Consider the following 18,451-nt stretch of genomic DNA (forward strand, 5'->3'; position numbering starts at 1 on the left):
CGCACGATTCTTCCTTCGCGTGGACCGCGCCACGCGAAGGAAGCATCGTGGCGACGAAAAGGGGTCCGTACGGGCAAGGATTCTCCCTTCTCGTGGACCGTCCCGCGCAAAGGAAGAATCTCTGCCCACTCGGCGCACGAGAGGCCCCGGTGGACGCAGGATTCTGCCTTCGCGTGCAGAAGCCCCAACGATGCTGCGTACACGACGGGATCCCGTAGCGAAGGCAGCGTCCTTCGCCCCCTCACGCACGAACGCAGAATCCTGCGTCCCCCCGAGCCACGCTCCGAGAGCCCACCCGAGCCAGGACCCCGCCGCCGGTCGAGGCACTTTCGGAGACCGACCCGCCTCGGCGCCACAGCAACGCAGCCGCAGGAGAAGACCCACCCGCGGGAGCGCAGCAGCAGGCGAAGACCCACCCACAGCGACGCAGCCGCAGGCGAACGGGGAGCAGAGCCCCTCACCCCATCGGATCGACCGGCTTCCCGCCCCGCACCACCATGAAGTGCAGGTGGCAGCCGGTCGACATCCCGGTCGAGCCCACGCGGCCGACGACGGTGCGCGGATCGACCCGGTCGCCGCGCGAGACCGAGGCCGAGGACAGGTGGGCGTAGGCGGTGCGCACGCCGCCGCCGTGGTCCAGCACGACCCGGAGTCCGTAGGCACCGTCGCGCCCCGCGGACCGGACGGTACCGGCCTTCGCCGCTCGGACGGGCGTGCCGCAGGAGGCGCCGAGGTCGACGCCGTCGTGCAGCTTGCGGATGCCGGTCACCGGGTGGACACGCATCCCGAACGCCGACGTGACCGGTCCACCGACGGGCCGGGCGAGGTCGCCGAGCGAGCCGAGGGCGCCGGCCGGGGGCCGGGGGAGTCGGGCGTCAGGGTCCACGAGCACGAACCGCGACTCGCCGGTGAGCCGATCGCGCGGGTCGAGGTAGCGCTCGCCCTGCAGTCGCCCGAGGTGCAGGCACGCGCTTGCGCAGTGCGTCCCACCCGGCGCGAGTCGACCCAGGACCTCGCCGGGCTCGACCGCGTCGCCACGCTCGACCGTGCGCCGCTCCACCGGTTGGTAGGTGGAGCGCTCGCCCCCGTGGTCGACGGTCACCACGCCCACGCCGGCCACCGTCCCCGAGAAGCTGACCCGGCCGGCCGCCACGGCACGCACGGGCTCGCCCGGGGAGCCGGGCAGGTCGATCCCGCGATGCCCTGCGCCGTAGGGGGTGTCGGGCGGGTCGAAGTCGGTGCCCACCACCCGCTGGCCGAGCGGCCACGACCACGACGGGCCGTCGTCCGAGGCCCGCGCCACACCGGTCGCCGTCGACAGCAGGATCGCGGCGGCAGCGCCGAGGGCGAGGAGGAGGCGAGGGTGGGGGGAGCGGGCCGGCATGACTCGAGCGAACCCCGTCGGCGCTCGTCGCGGCAGGCCCTCGTCGCGACCTGTGGACACGGGACGTCCGCAGGTGCCCACGGCGCCGGGTCTGTGGATTTCTCGTTCTCCCGCCCGGTGTCCTAGACTGACCCCATCACGTCCTCGGACGTGAAATTCGCACGCCCGTCTCCGTCGTGACGTCGCTCGTCGACCGAACGCCGGGCGCGATCCTGGTCCTGCTCGCAGGTTGGTTCGCGTGGCACGGGAGTCAGGGCACCGCCGACCGGCGGTGCATCAACCAGGAACGGACCACCCGCCGCAGGGCCGGTGCGTCCAGAGGAGGAATCGACCATGGCGGTCGTCACCATGCGAGAGCTGCTCGAGAGCGGCGTCCACTTCGGGCACCAGACCCGTCGTTGGAACCCGAAGATGAAGCGCTTCATCTTCACCGAGCGCAACGGCATCTACATCATCGACCTGCAGCAGTCGCTGGCCTACATCGATGCCGGCTACGAGTTCGTCAAGAACACCGTCGCCCGCGGCGGCACGATCCTGTTCGTCGGCACCAAGCGCCAGGCGCAGGAGCCGGTCGAGGAGCAGGCCAAGCGCGTCGGCATGCCCTTCGTCAACCAGCGCTGGCTCGGCGGCATGCTCACCAACTTCCAGACGATGCACCAGCGGCTCCAGCGCATGAAGGAGCTCGAGGAGATCGACTTCGACGACGTGGCCGGTTCGGGTCGCACGAAGAAGGAGCTCCTCCAGATGCGTCGCGAGTACGACAAGCTGAACCGCACCCTCGGCGGTGTCCGCGACATGGCCCGCACCCCGTCCGCGGTCTGGATCGTCGACACCAAGAAGGAGCACCTCGCGGTCGACGAGTGCAAGAAGCTCGGCATCCCGATCGTCGCGATCCTCGACACCAACTGCGACCCCGACGACGTCAACTACCCGATCCCGGGCAACGACGACGCCATCCGCTCGGTCAGCGTGCTGACCCGCGTGGTCGCCGACGCCGTCGCCGAGGGCCTGCTGCAGCGCGGCGGCGCCAAGACGGGCAACGAGGAGGCCGGCGCCGAGCTCGGTGGCGACGAGCCCCTGGCCGAGTGGGAGCGCGAGCTGCTCGAGAAGAAGGACGAGTCCGCTGCCCCCGCCGCCGAGGCCCCGGCTGCCGAGTCCACCGAGGCGCCCGCCGCCGAGGCTCCGGCTGCCGAGACGACCGAGGCTCCGGCTGCCGAGGCCCCCGCTGCCGAGGCCACCGAGGCTCCGGCTGCCGAGGCCACCGAGGCTCCCGCCGAGAAGTGATCCCTGGTCGGGTGCCGGGCCATCCCCGGCACCCGACCCCACCACCTGCCACCACCACGATCAGGGAAGAGACCACGCACATGGCCATTGCTGCCGCAGACGTGAAGAAGCTCCGCGACGCCACGGGCGCCGGGATGATGGACGCCAAGAAGGCCCTCACCGAGGCCGACGGCGACTTCGACAAGGCCGTCGAGATCCTGCGGATCTCCGGTGCGGCCAAGGCCGCCAAGCGCGGCGCCGAGCGCGAGGCCTCGTCCGGCCTCGTCGCCAACACCGGCACCGCCATCGTCGAGCTCAACTCCGAGACCGACTTCGTCGCCAAGAACGAGCAGTTCATCGAGCTCGCCGAGCGCCTGGCCGCCGCGGCCGACGCCAGCAAGCCCGAGAGCGCCGAGGCCTTCGCCAAGACGACCCTCGACGACGGCAAGACCGTCGAGGAGACCGTCAGCGCCCTCGCCGCCGTCATCGGCGAGAAGATCGAGCTCGGCCGGGTGGCCGCGTTCGACGGCCAGGTCGCCGTCTACCTCCACCGTCGTGCCAGCGACCTCCCGCCGGCCGTCGGCGTGCTCGTCGAGTACACCGGCGACGACCTCGACGCCGCCCGCGGCGCCGCCATGCAGATCGCGGCCATGCGCCCGCGCTACCTCACCCGTGAGGACGTGCCCGCCGACATCGTCGCCAAGGAGCGCGAGATCGCCGAGGCCACGGCCCGCGAGGAGGGCAAGCCCGAGCAGGCGATCGAGAAGATCACCGAGGGTCGCGTCAACGGCTTCTTCAAGGACGTCGTGCTGCTCGACCAGCCGTCCGTCACCGACAACAAGAAGACGGTCAAGGCCGTGCTCGACGCCGCCGGCGTGAGCATCACGCGCTTCGCGCACATCGAGATCGGCGCCTGAGCGCAGGAGTCGACCCACGCACGACCACAGGAAGGACCGGAGCATCGTGAGCATCCACCAGACGAACGGTGACCCGGCCGACCCCCGTGGCGTGCACGGCAGCACGGAGCTGTCGACGGCGGACGCCGGGACCCCAGGTCCCGGCGTCCGTCGCGTGCTGCTGAAGCTGTCCGGCGAGGTCTTCGGCGGCGGGAGCATCGGCATCGACCCCGACGTCGTCAACGCCATCGCCCGCCAGGTCGCCGAGGCCGTCCGCGAGGGCGCCCAGGTGGCGATCGTCGTCGGCGGCGGCAACTTCTTCCGCGGCGCCGAGCTCAGCCAGCGCGGCATGGAGCGGTCCCGCGCCGACTACATCGGCATGCTCGGCACCGTCATGAACAGCCTCGCCCTGCAGGACTTCATCGAGAAGCAGGGCATCGACACCCGGGTGCAGTCGGCCATCACCATGGGGCAGGTCGCCGAGCCGTACATCCCCCGGCGCGCCATCCGGCACCTCGAGAAGGGCCGCGTCGTGATCTTCGGCGCCGGTGCGGGCATGCCCTACTTCAGCACCGACACCGTCTCGGCCCAGCGTGCGCTCGAGATCAAGGCCGACGCGGTGCTCATGAGTAAGAGCGGCGTCGACGGGGTCTACTCCGCCGACCCGCGCACCGACGCATCGGCGCGACGCTTCGAGGAGATCACCTTCGCCGAGGCCCTGCGCCTCGGCCTCAAGGTGGTCGACGCGGCCGCGTTTGCGCTGTGCATGGAGAACGACCTGCCCATGATCGTGTTCGGCATGGAGGGCGAGGGCAACATCGCCCGCGTCCTGCGTGGTGAGAGGATCGGGACGCTGGTCCACGGTGGGACCGGACCACTCAACGGGACGACTACAGGAGACGCATCGTGATCGACCAGACCCTGCGCGAGGCCGGCAGCAAGATGGACAAGGCCGTCGAGCACACCCGCGAGGAGTTCGCCGCGATCCGCACCGGTCGTGCGCACCCGGCGATGTTCGCCCAGATCACGGCCGAGTACTACGGCACCCCCACGCCGCTGCAGCAGCTGGCGGGCTTCCAGGTGCCGGAGCCTCGCACGGTCATCATCAGCCCCTACGACCAGGGCGCGAAGAGTGCGATCGAGAAGGCCATCCGCGAGTCCGACCTCGGCGTCAACCCGTCCGACGACGGCAAGGTGCTGCGCGTGACCCTGCCCGAGCTCACCGAGGAGCGGCGCAAGGAGTACATCAAGCTCGCGCGCTCCAAGGCCGAGGAGGGCCGGGTGGCCGTGCGCGGTGTCCGCCGCAGCGCCAAGCAGGCCATGGACAAGGCCGAGAAGGACTCCGAGATCAGCCAGGACGACAACACCGGCGCCGAGAAGCGGCTCGACGGGCTGACCAAGCAGCACGTGGACCAGATCGACGAGATGCTCAAGAACAAGGAAGCCGAGCTCCTTGAGGTCTGAGGAGCCCGCCCCCACGGACGGACCCCTGGACGAGCCCGACCCCGCGGTGGCGCAGAAGAAGAGCCGCGCCGGGCGCAACCTGCCGGCGGCCATCGCCGTCGGTGCCGCGCTCGGCGGCACGGTCGTGGCGTCGCTGTTCCTCTTCAAGGACCTGTTCGTCGCCGTCGTCGTGCTCGCGCTCGGCGTCGGTCTGTGGGAGCTGGCCAGGGCCCTCGGCAAGGCCGGGATCACCGTCCCGTTCCTGCCCGTGCTCACCGGCGGCACCCTCATGCTGCTCGGCGCCTACTACGGCGGCATGGAGACCGCGGCCGTCGCGATGGCCCTCACCGTCATCGGCACCCTCGTGTGGCGACTCTCCGACGGCGCCGACGGCTTCGTGCGCGACGCGAGTGCCGGCCTGTTCTGCCTGTCCTACCTGCACCTCATGGGCGTCTTCGTCATGCTCATGCTCGTCGAGGACGACGGACCCTGGCGCATCGTCGCGTTCATCGTGGCCACGGTCGCCTCCGACATCGGCGGCTACATCGCCGGCGTCCTGTTCGGCAAGCACCCCATGGCCCCGACCATCAGCCCCAAGAAGTCCTGGGAGGGCTTCACCGGCTCGCTCGTCTTCGGCATCGGTGCGGGCATCGGCACCGTGGTGCTCGGGCTGGACGGCGACTGGTGGGTCGGCGTCCTGCTCGGCGTCGCCGGCGTCGTCATGGCCACGCTCGGTGACCTGTCGGAGTCCCTGGTCAAGCGCGACCTCGGCATCAAGGACATGGGCGACCTGCTCCCCGGCCACGGAGGTCTCATGGACCGTCTGGACTCCCTGATCGCCGTCGCCCCCGTCGCGTGGCTGATCCTGCACTACCTGGTCACGCCTGCCTGACCGACGCCCGGCCGGGCAACCGGGTCGGTGCCGTCACGGCCGTGAAACAGCCATGAGGCAGGCTTGCGCCATGTCGATCAAGGTCTCGCTCCGCCACCGCACGACCTACCGCTTCGACCGCCCTGTCGCCCTGGGCCCGCACGTCGTGCGGCTGCGTCCCGCGCCGCACAGCCGCACGCCCATCGACGCCTACGCGATGAAGGTCTCGCCGGGCGAGCACTTCGTCAACTGGCAGCAGGACCCCTTCGGCAACTGGCAGGCGCGGCTCGTGTTCCCCGAGAAGGTCACCGAGCTGGACATCGACGTCTCGCTCGTCGCCGACCTCATGGTGATCAACCCGTTCGACTTCTTCGTCGAGGAGTACGCCGAGACCTTCCCGTTCACGTACGAGCCCCAGCTGGCGGCCGACCTCGCTCCCTACCTGCGTCCGGTCGGGGAGAGCGGGGCCGATGCCGGTCCCGGACCGGTCGTCTCCCAGTGGCGCGACACCCTCCCGGACCTCCCGGACGACGGCGTGCCGCTCGTGCAGTTCCTCGCCGGGCTCAACGACGCCGTCCACCGCGACGTCGCCTACACCGTGCGCATGGAGCCAGGGGTGCAGACGCCCGACGAGACGCTCACGCGCGCGATCGGGTCGTGCCGTGACAGTGCCTGGCTCCTCGTGTCGTTGCTGCGCCAGTACGGGCTCGCTGCGCGGTTCGTGTCGGGCTACCTCGTGCAGCTGGCCCCGGACCCGCTGGTCGCGGCGCAGGCCCTCGACGGGCCGGCGGGTGCCACCGAGGACTTCACCGACCTGCACGCGTGGGCCGAGGTCTTCGTGCCGGGCGCCGGCTGGGTCGGCCTGGACCCGACGTCGGCGCTGTTCGCGGGGGAGGGCCACATCCCGCTCTCGGCCACGCCCCACCCGTCGTCGGCCGCCCCCATCACGGGTGCGTTGGAGCCGGCCGAGGTGGAGTTCTCGTTCGTCAACGAGGTGACCCGCGTCCACGAGGACCCCCGGGTCACGCTCCCGTACACCGACGCCCAGTGGCAGCGCGTCGACGCGGTGGGGGCCGACGTCGACGCCCGGCTCGACGCCGGCGAGGTGGGCCTCACGATGGGGGGCGAGCCCACCTTCGTGAGCGTCGACGACATGACCTCGGCGCAGTGGAACACCGACGCCGACGGTGACGAGAAGCGCGCCCTCGCCACCGAGCTCGCCGAGCGTCTGCGCCAGGTGTACGCCGCCGGTGGGCTCGTGCACCGCGGGCAGGGCAAGTGGTATCCGGGCGAGCCCCTGCCGCGCTGGCAGATCTCGATGCAGTGGCGAACCGACGGTGAGCCGTTGTGGAGCGATCCGGACCTGCTGTGCGACCCGTGGGCCGAGAACGAGGCCGTCGAGCACGGCACGGCCGAGCGGCTGGCGCGCGAGGTCGCGCACTTGCTCGGGCTCCCGGCCGAGCAGGTGCTGCCGGCGTGGGAGGACCCGTTCGCCGTGCTCGCGCACGACGTGTCGCGTCCCGACGGCCCCCGCCCGGACTCCGTCGGTCCCGACGGGGCGGAGCAGGTCCCCGACGTCGCCCTCGTGGCCGAGCTCGACGCAGCCGTGGCGCGTCCGACCGGGTGGGTGCTGCCGCTGGCGACGGGGGAGACGTGGCGCAGCCCTGCCTGGCGCTTCCGGCGCGGTCGGCTCGTGCTGCTGCCCGGCGACTCCGCCGTCGGTCTGCGCCTGCCGCTGGACTCGATCACGTGGACCGACCCCGAGGCGTCGGGCGATCCGTCCTACCTCGAGGCCGGACCGACCCTCGTGCCCGGCGTGCCCGACGTCGAGGTCGTCGATCCCGAGGAGCAGCCCACCACGGCGCTCGCCTTCGAGGTCTGTCCCGGCAGCGAGGACGGGGCCGAGGTCCTGCACGTCTTCCTGCCACCCACCGAGCGGCTGGAGGACTACGCCGACCTGCTGCACGTGGTCGAGGCCGCCGCCGTCGCCGTCGGGACACCGGTCGTGGTCGAGGGCTACGGCCCGCCGCCGGATCCTCGCCTGACCCAGCTGAGCGTCACCCCCGACCCGGGTGTCATCGAGGTCAACGTGCACCCGACCCGCTCGTGGGCCGAGCTGAGCGCGCTGACCGACACGCTGTACGACGCCGCCCGGCGCACCCGCCTCGCGACGGAGAAGTTCGACCTCGACGGCCAGCACACCGGCACCGGCGGCGGCAACCACATCACGCTCGGCGGCACGACCCCGGCGCACTCGCCCCTCCTGCGTCGTCCCGACCTCCTCGTGAGCCTGCTGACCCACTGGCAGCGACACCCGTCGCTGTCCTACCTGTTCTCGGGGCGGTTCATCGGTCCGACGAGCCAGGCGCCGCGCTTCGACGAGGGTCGTCCCGAGGCGGTCTACGAGATGGAGATCGCGATCTCCGAGGTGCACCGCCTGGCCGCCGAGGCGGCGGAGAAGGACGAGCCCGTGCGCCCGTGGCTCGTCGACCGCGCCCTGCGGCACCTGCTCACCGACCTCACCGGCAACACCCACCGCGCGGAGTTCTGCATCGACAAGCTGTACAGCCCCGACTCGTCGCGCGGCCGCCTGGGGCTGCTCGAGCTGCGCGGCTTCGAGATGCCTCCGCACCCGCAGATGGCGCTCGTGCAGGCCCTGCTCGTGCGGGCCCTCGTGGCGCGGTTCTGGGAGTCGCCCAGCATCGATCCGCTCGTGCGATGGGGCTCGGCCCTGCACGAGGACTTCCTGCTGCCCCAGGGAGCGATCCGCGACGTCGACGCCGTGGTGGGCGACCTGCAGGCCCACGGGATCGCGTTCGAGCGGTCCTGGCTCGACCCCTTCGTGGAGTTCCGCTTCCCGCGGATCGGCCTCACCCAGGTGGCCACGCCCGCCGGCCCGGTCGAGCTGGAGCTGCGCAGCGCCATCGAGCCGTGGCACGTGCTGGGCGAGGAGGCCACGGGCGGAGGGACGTCGCGGTACGTCGACTCCTCCCTGGAGCGGCTGCAGGTGACGGTTCGCGGCATCTCGCGGTCGAGCCACCTCGTCACGTGCCAGGGTGTTCCCGTGCCCCTCACCCCGACCGGCGTGCCCGGCGAGTACTACGCGGGCGTCCGTTACCGGGCGTGGCAGCCGTGGTCGGCGCTGCACCCCTCGATCCCGGTGCACTCCCCGTTGCACGTCGAGGTCGTCGACGTCGCGTCCGGCCTCGCGCTCGGCGGCTGCACCTACCACGTGGTGCACCCGGGTGGCCGTGCCTACGACCACCCGCCGGTCAACGCCCAGGAGGCCGAGGCGCGTCGGTCGAGCCGGTTCGTCACCCAGCCGGCCGGCACCGGCCCGGTCGACGTCGGCGCGCTCGTCGAGGCGGGTCGTCGCGCCCACAGCGACGAGTACCCCCACACGCTCGACCTGCGCCGGGTGCCCCCGGCGGGGGTGCCGGCCCCGGCGGGGGTGCCGGGCCCTGGGCGGCTGACGACATCGCCATGACGGTCCTGCGCGACTACGCCTCGGCAGTCGGCCAACCGACCCTGGACGCCGCCCCCGGTCGCTATGACGAGGTCGTCGACGCCGACGGCGCCCTGCGGCCCGCCTGGCGGAGCATCGCCGCGAGCGCCCTCGAGATCACCGGTCCCCAGCTGCGCCGGGTGCACCGGGACATCGACCGGTTCCTCGGTGACGACGGGGTCACCTACCGCCGACCGGGGGAGCCCCGCGCGACCTGGCGGCTCGATCCGCTCCCGATCGTGCTCTCGCCCCAGGACTGGGCCCCGCTGGAGGTCGGGCTCGCGCAACGGGCCGAGCTGCTCAACGCGCTGCTCGCCGACCTGCACGGTCCGCAGACGGTGCTGGCCGACGGCGTGCTCCCGCCCGAGCTCGTGTACGCCCACCAGGGCTACCTGCGCGTGACCGCCCGCGCCTCCTCCACCGACGCGCGTCCGCTCCTCGTCACGGCCACCGACGTGGCCAGGACGCCTGCGGGCGAGTGGATGGTCGTCGCGGACCGCGCGCAGGCCCCGTCGGGCCTCGGGTACGCGATGGAGAACCGCCACGTCATCTCGCGGGTGCTGCCCGAGATGTACCGCGAGGCCGGGCTGCACCAGATGGGCCCGTTCCTCCAGGCGTTGCGCTCGACCCTCATGCAGGCCGCACCCGACCACGTGGCGGACCCGCGCGTCGTGGTGCTCACGCCGGGGTCGTCGTCGGAGACGGCCTTCGACCAGGCCCACCTCGCGTCGAGCCTGGGCTTCCCGCTGGTCCAGGGCAACGACCTCGTGGTGCGCTCCGGGGCGGTGTGGATGCGCGTGTTCGGTCGACTCGAGCGGGTCGACGTGATCCTGCGGCGGGTCGACGCGTCCTGGTGCGACCCGCTCGAGCTGCGTGGCGACTCCCAGCTGGGCGTGCCGGGGCTGCTGGAGGCGGTCCGACGCGGGAACGTGCGCATCGTCAACGGTCTCGGGTCCGGTCTGCTGGAGAACCCCGCCCTCCTGCCGTACATGTCGCAGCTGTGCGAGCGGCTGCTCGACGAGCCCCTCCGTCTCGCGTCGGTCCCCACCTACTGGCTGGGGGATCCCTCGTCGCTCGCGTTCGTCCGCAAGCACGTCGACGAGCTGACCGTCCGCTCCATCGACCGCAGCGTCGACGTCGAGCACCTCGGTCCCGACGACCTGCTCCGACAGGTCGAGGCCGCACCGCACCGGTTCGCCGCGCAGGAGCTGCCCGCCTGGTCCCAGGCGCCCCGGCTCACCGGGGGTGCGGTGAGGCCCCAGTCGGTGGCCCTGCGAGCGTTCACGCTGCGGTACGGCGCCTCCTACCGACCTCTGCTCGGCGGGCTCGCCTCGGTGCTGGAGGGTGGCCGGACGGTCTCGAGCAAGGACGTGTGGGTGCTCAAGGAGAGCGCGGACGACCCCGACCAGCACCTGGCCGAGGTCCTGCCCGTCACGTCGTCGAGCAACGTCACCCCGCCGGTGCCGCGCGTGCTGGAGGACCTGTTCTGGTTCGGTCGGTACGCCGAGCGCGCCGAGGACACCCTGCGGCTGGTGCTGGTCGCGCACGCGCTGGCCGAGGACTACCGCAGCCGGCCGTACAGCGCCGGCGGCGTCGCGCTGCGGGTGCTTCGGTCGGCGCTGCAGCAGCTGGTGCCAGGGACCTTCGACCTCACGGACCCGGCGGCCATCGACGCCGACCTGCGCTCGGTGCTGCTCGACGCGGGGCGACCGGCCTCCGTGGCGCAGTCGTTCGCCGCCTTGCGCTCGGCGGCACAGGGCGTGCGCGACCAGCTCTCCATCGACGTGTTCCGCGCCTTCGGCGCCACCGAGCGCGCCGCCGGGATGCTGGACGTCAACGACCACAGCCTGCAGGTCACGGAGAGCGCCGAGCGCATGCTCACGGGTCTGCTCGCCCTGCACGGCGCCACGGCGAACATGGTCCACGACGACGGCTGGCAGGTGCTCGAGGCGGGACGTTCCCTCGAGCGGTGCCTGCAGGTGGTCGCGCTGCTGCGTCGCTCGGTCACCGTGCGCCGCGGCATCGATGTCGACCGTCACCTGCACCAGGCGGTGCTGACGGCCACCGAGAGCGCCGTGACCCATCGTCGTCGCTACCGCGGGTTCGTGCGGGTCACCACCCTCGTCGAGCTGCTGCTCGCCGACCCGGGCAACCCGCGGTCCCTGCGCTTCAACCTCGAGGCGCTGCGGCGGCACGTCGCGGCGCTGCCCGCCTCGACGGGATCGACCCGTCCCGAGCGGCTCCTCGACGACCTCGCCGAGGAGCTCGACCGCGTCGACACGGCGGCGCTCGTGCCCATCGAGGGGGAGGCGCGGCCGAACCTGGAGCGGCACCTGGACACCGTCGCCGTGCACCTGTCGCGCTTCGCGGAGGCGTTCGAGGCCATGCACCTGGCCGCAGCGCCGGCCCCGCGGTCGTTCGGCCTGGCGGGACGGGGGCCGGCATGAGGCTCGACGTCACCCACCGCACCACCTACACCTACGACGACGACGTGACCGGCAGCTACGGCATCGGCTACCTGACCCCCCGCGAGCTGCCCTGGCAGCGCATCGAGCAGCACGAGGTCGTCGTCGACCCCACGCCGCTGGACCTCGCCACGGACGTCGACCACTACGGCAACACCGCCACGTTCTTCCAGCTAGACGAGGCCCATCGTGACCTCGTGGTGGTGGCGCGCAGCGTGGTGGAGGTCGACGTCCCGGTGATGGACCCCGTCGCGCTGGCCGTGCCGTGGGAGCAGGCGCGGCCGACCGAGCGCCGTGACGTGCCGGACGCCTGGCGGGCGATCGACCTCGCGCTCGCGTCGCCCTCGATCGACCATCCTGCTGCGGCCCACGCCTACGCGGCCGAGTCGCTGCGTCCCGGGCGGCCGCTGGGGGAGGCGGCGATGGAGCTGATGCACCGGATCTACGCGGACTTCGCGTACGAGCAGGGTGCGACGACCGTGACGACGACGATCTCGGACGTCCTGGAGGCCCGCGCAGGGGTGTGCCAGGACTTCGCGCAGCTGACCCTCGCGTGCCTGCGGTCGCACGGGCTCGCCGCCCGGTACGTGAGCGGCTACCTGGCGACCGAGCCGCCGCCGGGCAAGGAGCGGGTCCTGGGCGCCGACGCCACGCACGCGTGGGCCGCGGTGTGGGTGCCGGGCGGCGGCTGGCTCGCCCTCGACCCCACCAACGACCAGGCCGCCAACGAGCGGTACGTGACCGTCGCGTGGGGTCGCGAGTACGCCGACGTCCCGCCGCTGAAGGGCGTCATCTTCACGGAGGCGAAGACGTCGACGCTCAGCGTGGGTGTCGACGTCGTGCCGGTCTGAGATCACACCGGCCCGAGGTGCGCCGGGGGGTCGCGGCCCGGATGATGGGGCCGGTGAAGGCCTTCTCCTGCCGTGTGTGCGGCAACCCTCTGTTCTTCGAGAACTCCGTGTGCGTCTCGTGCGGCACCGCGCTCGGCTACTCCCGCGTCGAGCACGAGATCGTGCCCGTCGACGAGGACGGTCGCCACGTCGACGCCGAGGGTCTCGTGTGGCACGTGTGCGTGAACCTCAACCTCTCCGGCTGCACGTGGCTGGCGCGACTCGAGGGCGGTCAGTGCTTCAGCTGCGACCTCACGCGCACGCGACCGTCCGACGACGACCTCGAGGGGCTCTCGCAGTACCCGGTGGCCGAGGCCGCGAAGCGTCGCCTCGTGGTGGAGCTCGACGCGCGCGGCCTGCCCATCACCACGCGCGACGAGGACCCCGAGCAGGGCCTGTGCTTCGACATGCTGTCCAGCGTCGAGGAGAACGTGGTCATCGGCCACGCCGACGGCGTCATCACGATCGACCTCGCCGAGGGGGACGATGCGCACCGCAAGAAGGTGCAGGCCGAGCTGGCCGAGCCGTACCGCACGATGCTGGGGCACCTGCGGCACGAGGTGGGGCACTACTTCGAGTCCGTGCTGGTCCGTGGCGACGAGCGCATGACCGCGTGCCGAGAGCTGTTCGGTGACGAGTCGAAGGACTACCAGGCCGAGATCGACCGCCACTACGCCGAGGGCCCGCCCGAGGACTGGCAGGAGTCCTACATCAGCACCTACGCGACGATGCACCCGTTCGAGGACTTCGCCGAGACCTTCGCGCACTGGATGCACATCAGCGACACCGTCGAGACCGCCCGCGCCTACGGGCTGACGACGGTCGACCCGACGGCGTTCAGCCTGTTCAGCGACCTGGTCCGGGGCGTCTGGGTGCCCCTGTCGACGGCGCTGAACCAGATCAACCGCGCGATGGGTGCCGACGACCTCTATCCCTTCGTCATCCCGGAGCCGGTGCTCACGAAGCTCGACTTCGTGGCCGATCTCGCCAAGGACCCCGTGCCCGCCGCCTGACCCGCGTCGCCGCGCCCCGTCCGACGTTTCGACACGGCTGGGGTCGGCCTGGGAGGATGGGCCGGTGAGCGAGCCCATCAAGACCCTGCCGCTCGTCCTCGAGCCTCCCCGTGGCCGCGGCAAGCCGCCGCGGCACCTCGCCGACTTCTCGGCCGAGGAGCGCAAGGCCGCGGCCGAGGAGCTCGGCCTGCCCGCGTACCGCGTCAAGCAGGTCGCGCACCACTACTTCGCCCGGCTGCAGCGCGACCCCGAGGCCATGACCGACCTCCCCGCCGCGCAGCGTGACGCGATCGCCGAGGCCCTGCTGCCACCGCTGCTCACCCCGGTGCGCGCGCAGGAGGCTGACAAGGGCGCGACCCGCAAGACGCTGTGGCGCCTGTTCGACGGTGCCCTCGTCGAGTCCGTGCTCATGCGGTACAGCGAGCGGGCGACCGTCTGCGTCTCCAGCCAGGCCGGCTGCGGCATGGCCTGCCCGTTCTGCGCCACCGGCCAGGGCGGGCTCCAGCGCAACATGAGCACCGCAGAGATCGTCGACCAGGTCGTCGACGCCGCGGCCGCGATGGCGAACGGGCTCGTGGCGGGCGGCCCCGGCCGTCTCTCCAACGTCGTGTTCATGGGCATGGGGGAGCCGCTCGCCAACTACAAGGCCCTGGTCGGTGCGGTGCGACGCATGACGTCGTCCGCCCCCGACGGCCTCGGCATGTCGGCCCGCAACATCACCGTGAGCACCGTCGGCCTCGCCCCGCGCATGCGCCAGCTGGCCGACGAGGGCGTGCCGGTCACGCTCGCGCTCTCGCTGCACGCACCCGACGACGAGCTGCGCGACGAGCTGGTACCGATCAACACGCGGCACAGCGTCGACGACGCGGTCTCGGCGGCGCGCTACTTCTTCGACGTGACCGGACGCCGGGTGTCCATCGAGTACGCCATGATGCGCGACATCAACGACCAGGCGTGGCGCGCGGACAAGTTGGCCGACGTCCTCATCGCCCACGGTGGCCGCGCCTGGGTGCACGTGAACCTCATCCCGCTCAACGAGGTCCCCGGCTCGCAGTTCACCCGCTCCCGCGACGAGGACATGGACGAGTTCGTCCGTCGTCTCGACGCCCGGGGCATCAGCACCACCATCCGTGACACCCGCGGCGACGAGATCGACGCAGCCTGCGGCCAGCTCGCCGCCACCGGCGACTGACTCCTGCGGCTCAGGCCAGCGGGTTCGGCAGCACCAGCTCGGTGTTGCGATCGGCGGCCTTGCCCTCGTAGCCGGCGGTGCGCTGCTGGGGGTCGTTGGCAGCGAGCTCGCGCGAGAGGGACGCCAGCTCGACGGTGCTCGCGAGCCCGGAGTGCTGCTCGGCTCCGGCGTGGTCGACCATCGTCGTGAAGATCGAGAGCGTGCCGTCGCGGTTGTCGACGAGCTCCACGAGTCGCGACTGCTGCGGGAAGTCGACGTGCGAGGCGCAGCTCATCTCGTAGAACCCGCCCGAGCCGTCGGGGCGGGCGTGCGCCGTGATCGCGTTCTTGTGCGTGTGCCCGTTCACCCACGCCACCACGTTCGGGTGCGCCAGCAAGGTCGAGACGACGGCCGGACCGAGCACGCGGACCTGCGCGTCGCCGCCCGTGAGCACGAGCGGGTTGGTCATGGTGGCCGACGTGTGGTGGCTGAAGACCATGACGTACCGGTCGGTCGATGCCGTGAGCACCTGCTCCAGCCACGCCGCCTGCGCCGCGTCGATGGAGCCGTCGGCGTACCCGTTGGGGTTCACGGTGTCGAGCACGACGCAACGGAGGGAGCCCTGGTCGAACGTGTAGTACGCCGTGCCCTTCGACCGGTTCTCCGCCGTGAAGCCGTGGCCCACCGGGGCGCCGCTGGTCCGGAAGTGCTCGTCCACGACCTGCTTGCGGGTCAGCGAGCGGCGCGCCGGGTCGGCTGACACCAGGCGTGCCGACAGCAACGACAGGGCTCCAAGCAGTGGCGTGGCGTTCGCGGTACGGAGCGCGTCGAGGACGTCGGCCTGGGACAGCCCGGGCGGCAGGCTGGTCGCCTTGAGCGGGCCGGTGCCGACCAGGCCGAGGGGCAGGGTCTGCGGGAAGTTGCCCTGCACGAGGCCGTCGTGGTTGCCGAACACCGAGTACCAGGGCATCGAGAGACCCTCGGGGGTGAAGGGCCGGCGCGCGGCGTCGAGCAGGCCGTTCTTCGCCGGGAACCCGTAGCGCGAGCGGTACTGGTCGTTCTTCCCGCCCTCGGGGTGCCAGTAGTGCGTGTCGGACGTGCCGCTGTCGTGCACGCCCTCCCACCGGTTCGGGTTGCCCGAGTCGGGCCGGACCGGCCGGCCGCCGTCGAGGACGTCGATGTTCCAGCGGACCTCGTTGTACTGGCAGTTGTCGGAGTTGTCGCCGGTCTGGATCGCGAACGCCAGCGGGCTGCCGGTGACCGGTCCCGCGGTCACGTCGTTGACGGCGCGGACCATCGCGTCGCTCGTCTGGGCCGTGAGCATCTCCTGGGGCCGGTAGCTCGACGTGAGGAGCCCGCCGAGCGTGGGGTCTCCGGGTGAGTAGGCGTCGTCGAGACGGTCGAGGTACTCCACGCGCATCGGGGACTGCGCGTCGATCACGTGCACGTCGGTGAGGTGGACGAACGAGACCACGGCCTGGCGGCCGGTGGCCCGCGCGTCGCCCGGGGTCGCCCCGAGATCGGCCCGGACGACGTGCGGCTCCCCATCAGCCGTCACCAGACGCGCGTACCCACCGGGGCCGGGGGTGCCGCGCACGAGGCGTCCCGCCAGCGTGGTGCCCGCCGACGAGGCCGGCGACACCGCCGCCCGCGAGATCGACGGCAGGCCGACCACGGCCGCCGTGCCGAGCAGGGTTCCGGAGCGCAGCAGGGCGCGACGAGTGACCGTCATGTCCCCATCAACGACGCGATGTGCTCCAGGTCACGTCGGACAGGTCGTGCGGAGCGACGCCGGCGCGGTCGGTAGCGTGGCCGCGAGCCGACCGAAGGAGCACCATGCTGGGAGTCCACCGCGACGGCGACGTCGTCGTCCTGGAGCTGCAGCGCGAAGAGCGTCGCAACGCCCTGAACCTCGACCTGTGCCGCGCGATCGACGAGGCGGCGCGCGACGCCGTCGGTGACGGACCGGCGGCCGGGGGAGCCCGGGCGATCGTCATCACCGGTCAGGGCACCGCGTTCTGCTCCGGCGCCGACCTCGGTGGCGTGTACGGGGACGAGTTCCTGGAGGCGCTGTACGGCATGCTGCACGGCCTGGCGCTGCTGCCGGTCCCCATCGTCGGCGCCGTCAACGGGCCCGCCATCGGCGCGGGGACGCAGCTGGCCATCGCGTGCGACCTGCGCGTGGGTGACGACACCGCGCGGTTCGGCGTGCCGACCGCGCGCAACGGCATGGCGGTGGACGCCTGGACCATCCGCACGCTCGCGGCGCTCTCCGGCACAGGTCCGGCGCGTCGGATGATGCTCGCCGGCGAGCTGATCGACCGCGACGAGGCCCTGTCCCACGGGCTGGTCGACCGGGCCGGGACCCTCGACGACGCGTTGGCCTGGGCGCACGAGATCGCCACGCTGGCGCCGCTCACGCTCGCCCACAACAAGCTCGTGCTCAACGGCACCCATCACGACGATGCGGCGATCGAGCAGAGCTTCCGCGACGTGTGGGCCAGCGACGACGTGCGTGAAGCCGCCCAGGCGCGTGCCGAGAAGCGCACGCCCGTGTTCCGGGGACGCTGATGGCCAGCCTCGGCTTCGACCTGCTGGACCGTCACGTCGTCAGCGGCGGTGCGGACGACCCGGCAGCCGGGCGTCTCACCTTCGCCCGGCTCCTGGAGCGGTCCGCCTCGCTCGCGTCCGGACTCGGCATGCTCGGCGTCCGTCCGGGTGACGAGGTGGGCGTCCAGGTCGACGACGTCGACCGGGTCCTCGTGGTGTGTGCCTGCATCCGCATCGGTGCCCTGCCCGCTCCCGACGGCGTGGTGGTCGTGGTCCCCTCCGACGACGGACCCGTGGTGCGGGTCGGCGACGACGTGCACCCGCTGGACCTGGTCCGGCAGGCCGGGTCGGGTGATGCCGCGATGGCCCTGGCCGACGACACCGCGGGCTATCGCGACGCGGTCCTGCGGCACGCGGCCGACGTGGTCGAGCCGCTGCTGGAGCGCCGCCCCGTGCTCTGACCGAGCCGCTGCTGCGTCGCCTCGGCTGAGCGTTCGCTCACCGCTGCGTCGCTCCTGGTGGGCGTTCGCTCGATCCTGCGTCGCTGTGGCTTCGCGTTCTCCTGCGGCTGCGTCGCTGTGGCTGCGAGTCAACCTGCTCTCCGAAAGGGCCTCGACCGGAGCGGGGGGTCTGGTCTCGGGTGGGTCTGCGGGGCGCGGCCACGATTCTTCATCTGTGCGTGATCCGCGCACGATGCTTCCTTCGCGTGGACCGTGCCTCGCGAAGGAAGCATCGTGGCGACGAAATGGCGCCCTGGAGGGCAGTGATTCTCCTTCTGCGTGGAACGGTCCACGAGAAGGGAGAATCCCTGCCCACCCGCCGCACGAGACGCCCCCGGCGGACGCAGGATTCTGCCTTCACGTGCAGAACCCCGAACGATGATGCGTTCACGACGGGATCCGACCACGAACGCAGCATCCTTCGACCCCTCACGCACGAACGCAGAATCCTGCGTCCCCCGAGCCACGCTCCGAGAGCCCGACCCGAGCCCGGACCCATC

Annotated in this window: 14 protein-coding genes; 12 read left to right on the forward strand and 2 right to left on the reverse strand. The window is 72.0% G+C overall.

Annotated features, from left to right (window positions below; translation table 11 throughout):
- Positions 1-457: 457 nt before the first annotated feature.
- The gene (locus tag ASF38_RS14480; RefSeq protein WP_055967340.1) at positions 458-1,384 is read right to left on the reverse strand and encodes a M23 family metallopeptidase; all 927 of its coding nucleotides are present in this window, start codon (positions 1,382-1,384) and stop codon (positions 458-460) included.
- A gap of 333 nt (positions 1,385-1,717) precedes the next feature.
- Between ASF38_RS14480 and rpsB the strand changes: the two genes are divergently transcribed.
- From rpsB to rlmN, 10 genes are all read left to right on the forward strand, one after another.
- The gene (gene rpsB, locus ASF38_RS14485) at positions 1,718-2,668 is read left to right on the forward strand and encodes a 30S ribosomal protein S2 (protein WP_056576894.1); all 951 of its coding nucleotides are present in this window, start codon (positions 1,718-1,720) and stop codon (positions 2,666-2,668) included.
- 80 nt (positions 2,669-2,748) lie between these two features.
- The gene (gene tsf, locus ASF38_RS14490) at positions 2,749-3,564 is read left to right on the forward strand and encodes a translation elongation factor Ts (RefSeq protein ID WP_055967346.1); all 816 of its coding nucleotides are present in this window, start codon (positions 2,749-2,751) and stop codon (positions 3,562-3,564) included.
- 109 nt (positions 3,565-3,673) lie between these two features.
- A complete protein-coding gene (gene pyrH / locus ASF38_RS14495) occupies positions 3,674-4,453 on the forward strand; it encodes a UMP kinase (protein WP_200914549.1) in 780 nt (259 codons plus the stop codon).
- Positions 4,453-5,007, forward strand: coding sequence for a ribosome recycling factor (gene frr, locus ASF38_RS14500; RefSeq protein ID WP_200914550.1), 555 nt, complete (start codon positions 4,453-4,455; stop codon positions 5,005-5,007). Before pyrH ends, frr begins: the two co-directional genes overlap by 1 nt.
- Positions 4,997-5,878 (forward strand): phosphatidate cytidylyltransferase, encoded by an 882-nt coding sequence (locus ASF38_RS14505; RefSeq protein ID WP_056554150.1) that lies wholly within the window; start codon positions 4,997-4,999, stop codon positions 5,876-5,878. The genes frr and ASF38_RS14505 overlap by 11 nt, the downstream gene beginning before the upstream one ends.
- 70 nt (positions 5,879-5,948) lie before the next feature.
- A complete protein-coding gene (locus ASF38_RS14510) occupies positions 5,949-9,344 on the forward strand; it encodes a DUF2126 domain-containing protein (RefSeq protein WP_056576896.1) in 3,396 nt (1,131 codons plus the stop codon).
- Positions 9,341-11,809 (forward strand): circularly permuted type 2 ATP-grasp protein, encoded by a 2,469-nt coding sequence (locus tag ASF38_RS14515; protein ID WP_056576898.1) that lies wholly within the window; start codon positions 9,341-9,343, stop codon positions 11,807-11,809. The genes ASF38_RS14510 and ASF38_RS14515 overlap by 4 nt, the downstream gene beginning before the upstream one ends.
- Complete coding sequence (locus ASF38_RS14520) at positions 11,806-12,678, forward strand: transglutaminase family protein (RefSeq protein WP_056576901.1); 873 nt, start codon at positions 11,806-11,808, stop codon at positions 12,676-12,678. The genes ASF38_RS14515 and ASF38_RS14520 overlap by 4 nt, the downstream gene beginning before the upstream one ends.
- A 53-nt stretch (positions 12,679-12,731) precedes the next feature.
- The gene (locus tag ASF38_RS14525) at positions 12,732-13,730 is read left to right on the forward strand and encodes a putative zinc-binding metallopeptidase (protein WP_056554885.1); all 999 of its coding nucleotides are present in this window, start codon (positions 12,732-12,734) and stop codon (positions 13,728-13,730) included.
- Positions 13,731-13,806: 76 nt separating this feature from the next.
- Positions 13,807-14,922: a 23S rRNA (adenine(2503)-C(2))-methyltransferase RlmN gene (gene rlmN / locus ASF38_RS14530; protein ID WP_200914552.1), complete on the forward strand. Its 1,116-nt coding sequence runs from the start codon at positions 13,807-13,809 to the stop codon at positions 14,920-14,922.
- A 10-nt stretch (positions 14,923-14,932) separates the two neighbouring features.
- On the opposite strand, the gene ASF38_RS14535 is transcribed toward rlmN, so the two are convergent.
- Positions 14,933-16,633 (reverse strand): TIGR03767 family metallophosphoesterase, encoded by a 1,701-nt coding sequence (locus tag ASF38_RS14535; protein WP_056554164.1) that lies wholly within the window; start codon positions 16,631-16,633, stop codon positions 14,933-14,935.
- A 104-nt stretch (positions 16,634-16,737) separates the two neighbouring features.
- On the opposite strand from ASF38_RS14535, the gene ASF38_RS14540 reads away from it, so the two are divergent.
- Entirely contained in the window at positions 16,738-17,472 is a 735-nt protein-coding gene (locus ASF38_RS14540; RefSeq protein ID WP_056576906.1) for an enoyl-CoA hydratase, read from the forward strand.
- Positions 17,472-17,912, forward strand: coding sequence for an AMP-binding protein (locus ASF38_RS14545; protein ID WP_055967377.1), 441 nt, complete (start codon positions 17,472-17,474; stop codon positions 17,910-17,912). Before ASF38_RS14540 ends, ASF38_RS14545 begins: the two co-directional genes overlap by 1 nt.
- Positions 17,913-18,451 lie beyond the last annotated feature (539 nt).

Source organism: Aeromicrobium sp. Leaf272 (assembly GCF_001422865.1).
GTDB lineage: Bacteria > Actinomycetota > Actinomycetes > Propionibacteriales > Nocardioidaceae > Aeromicrobium.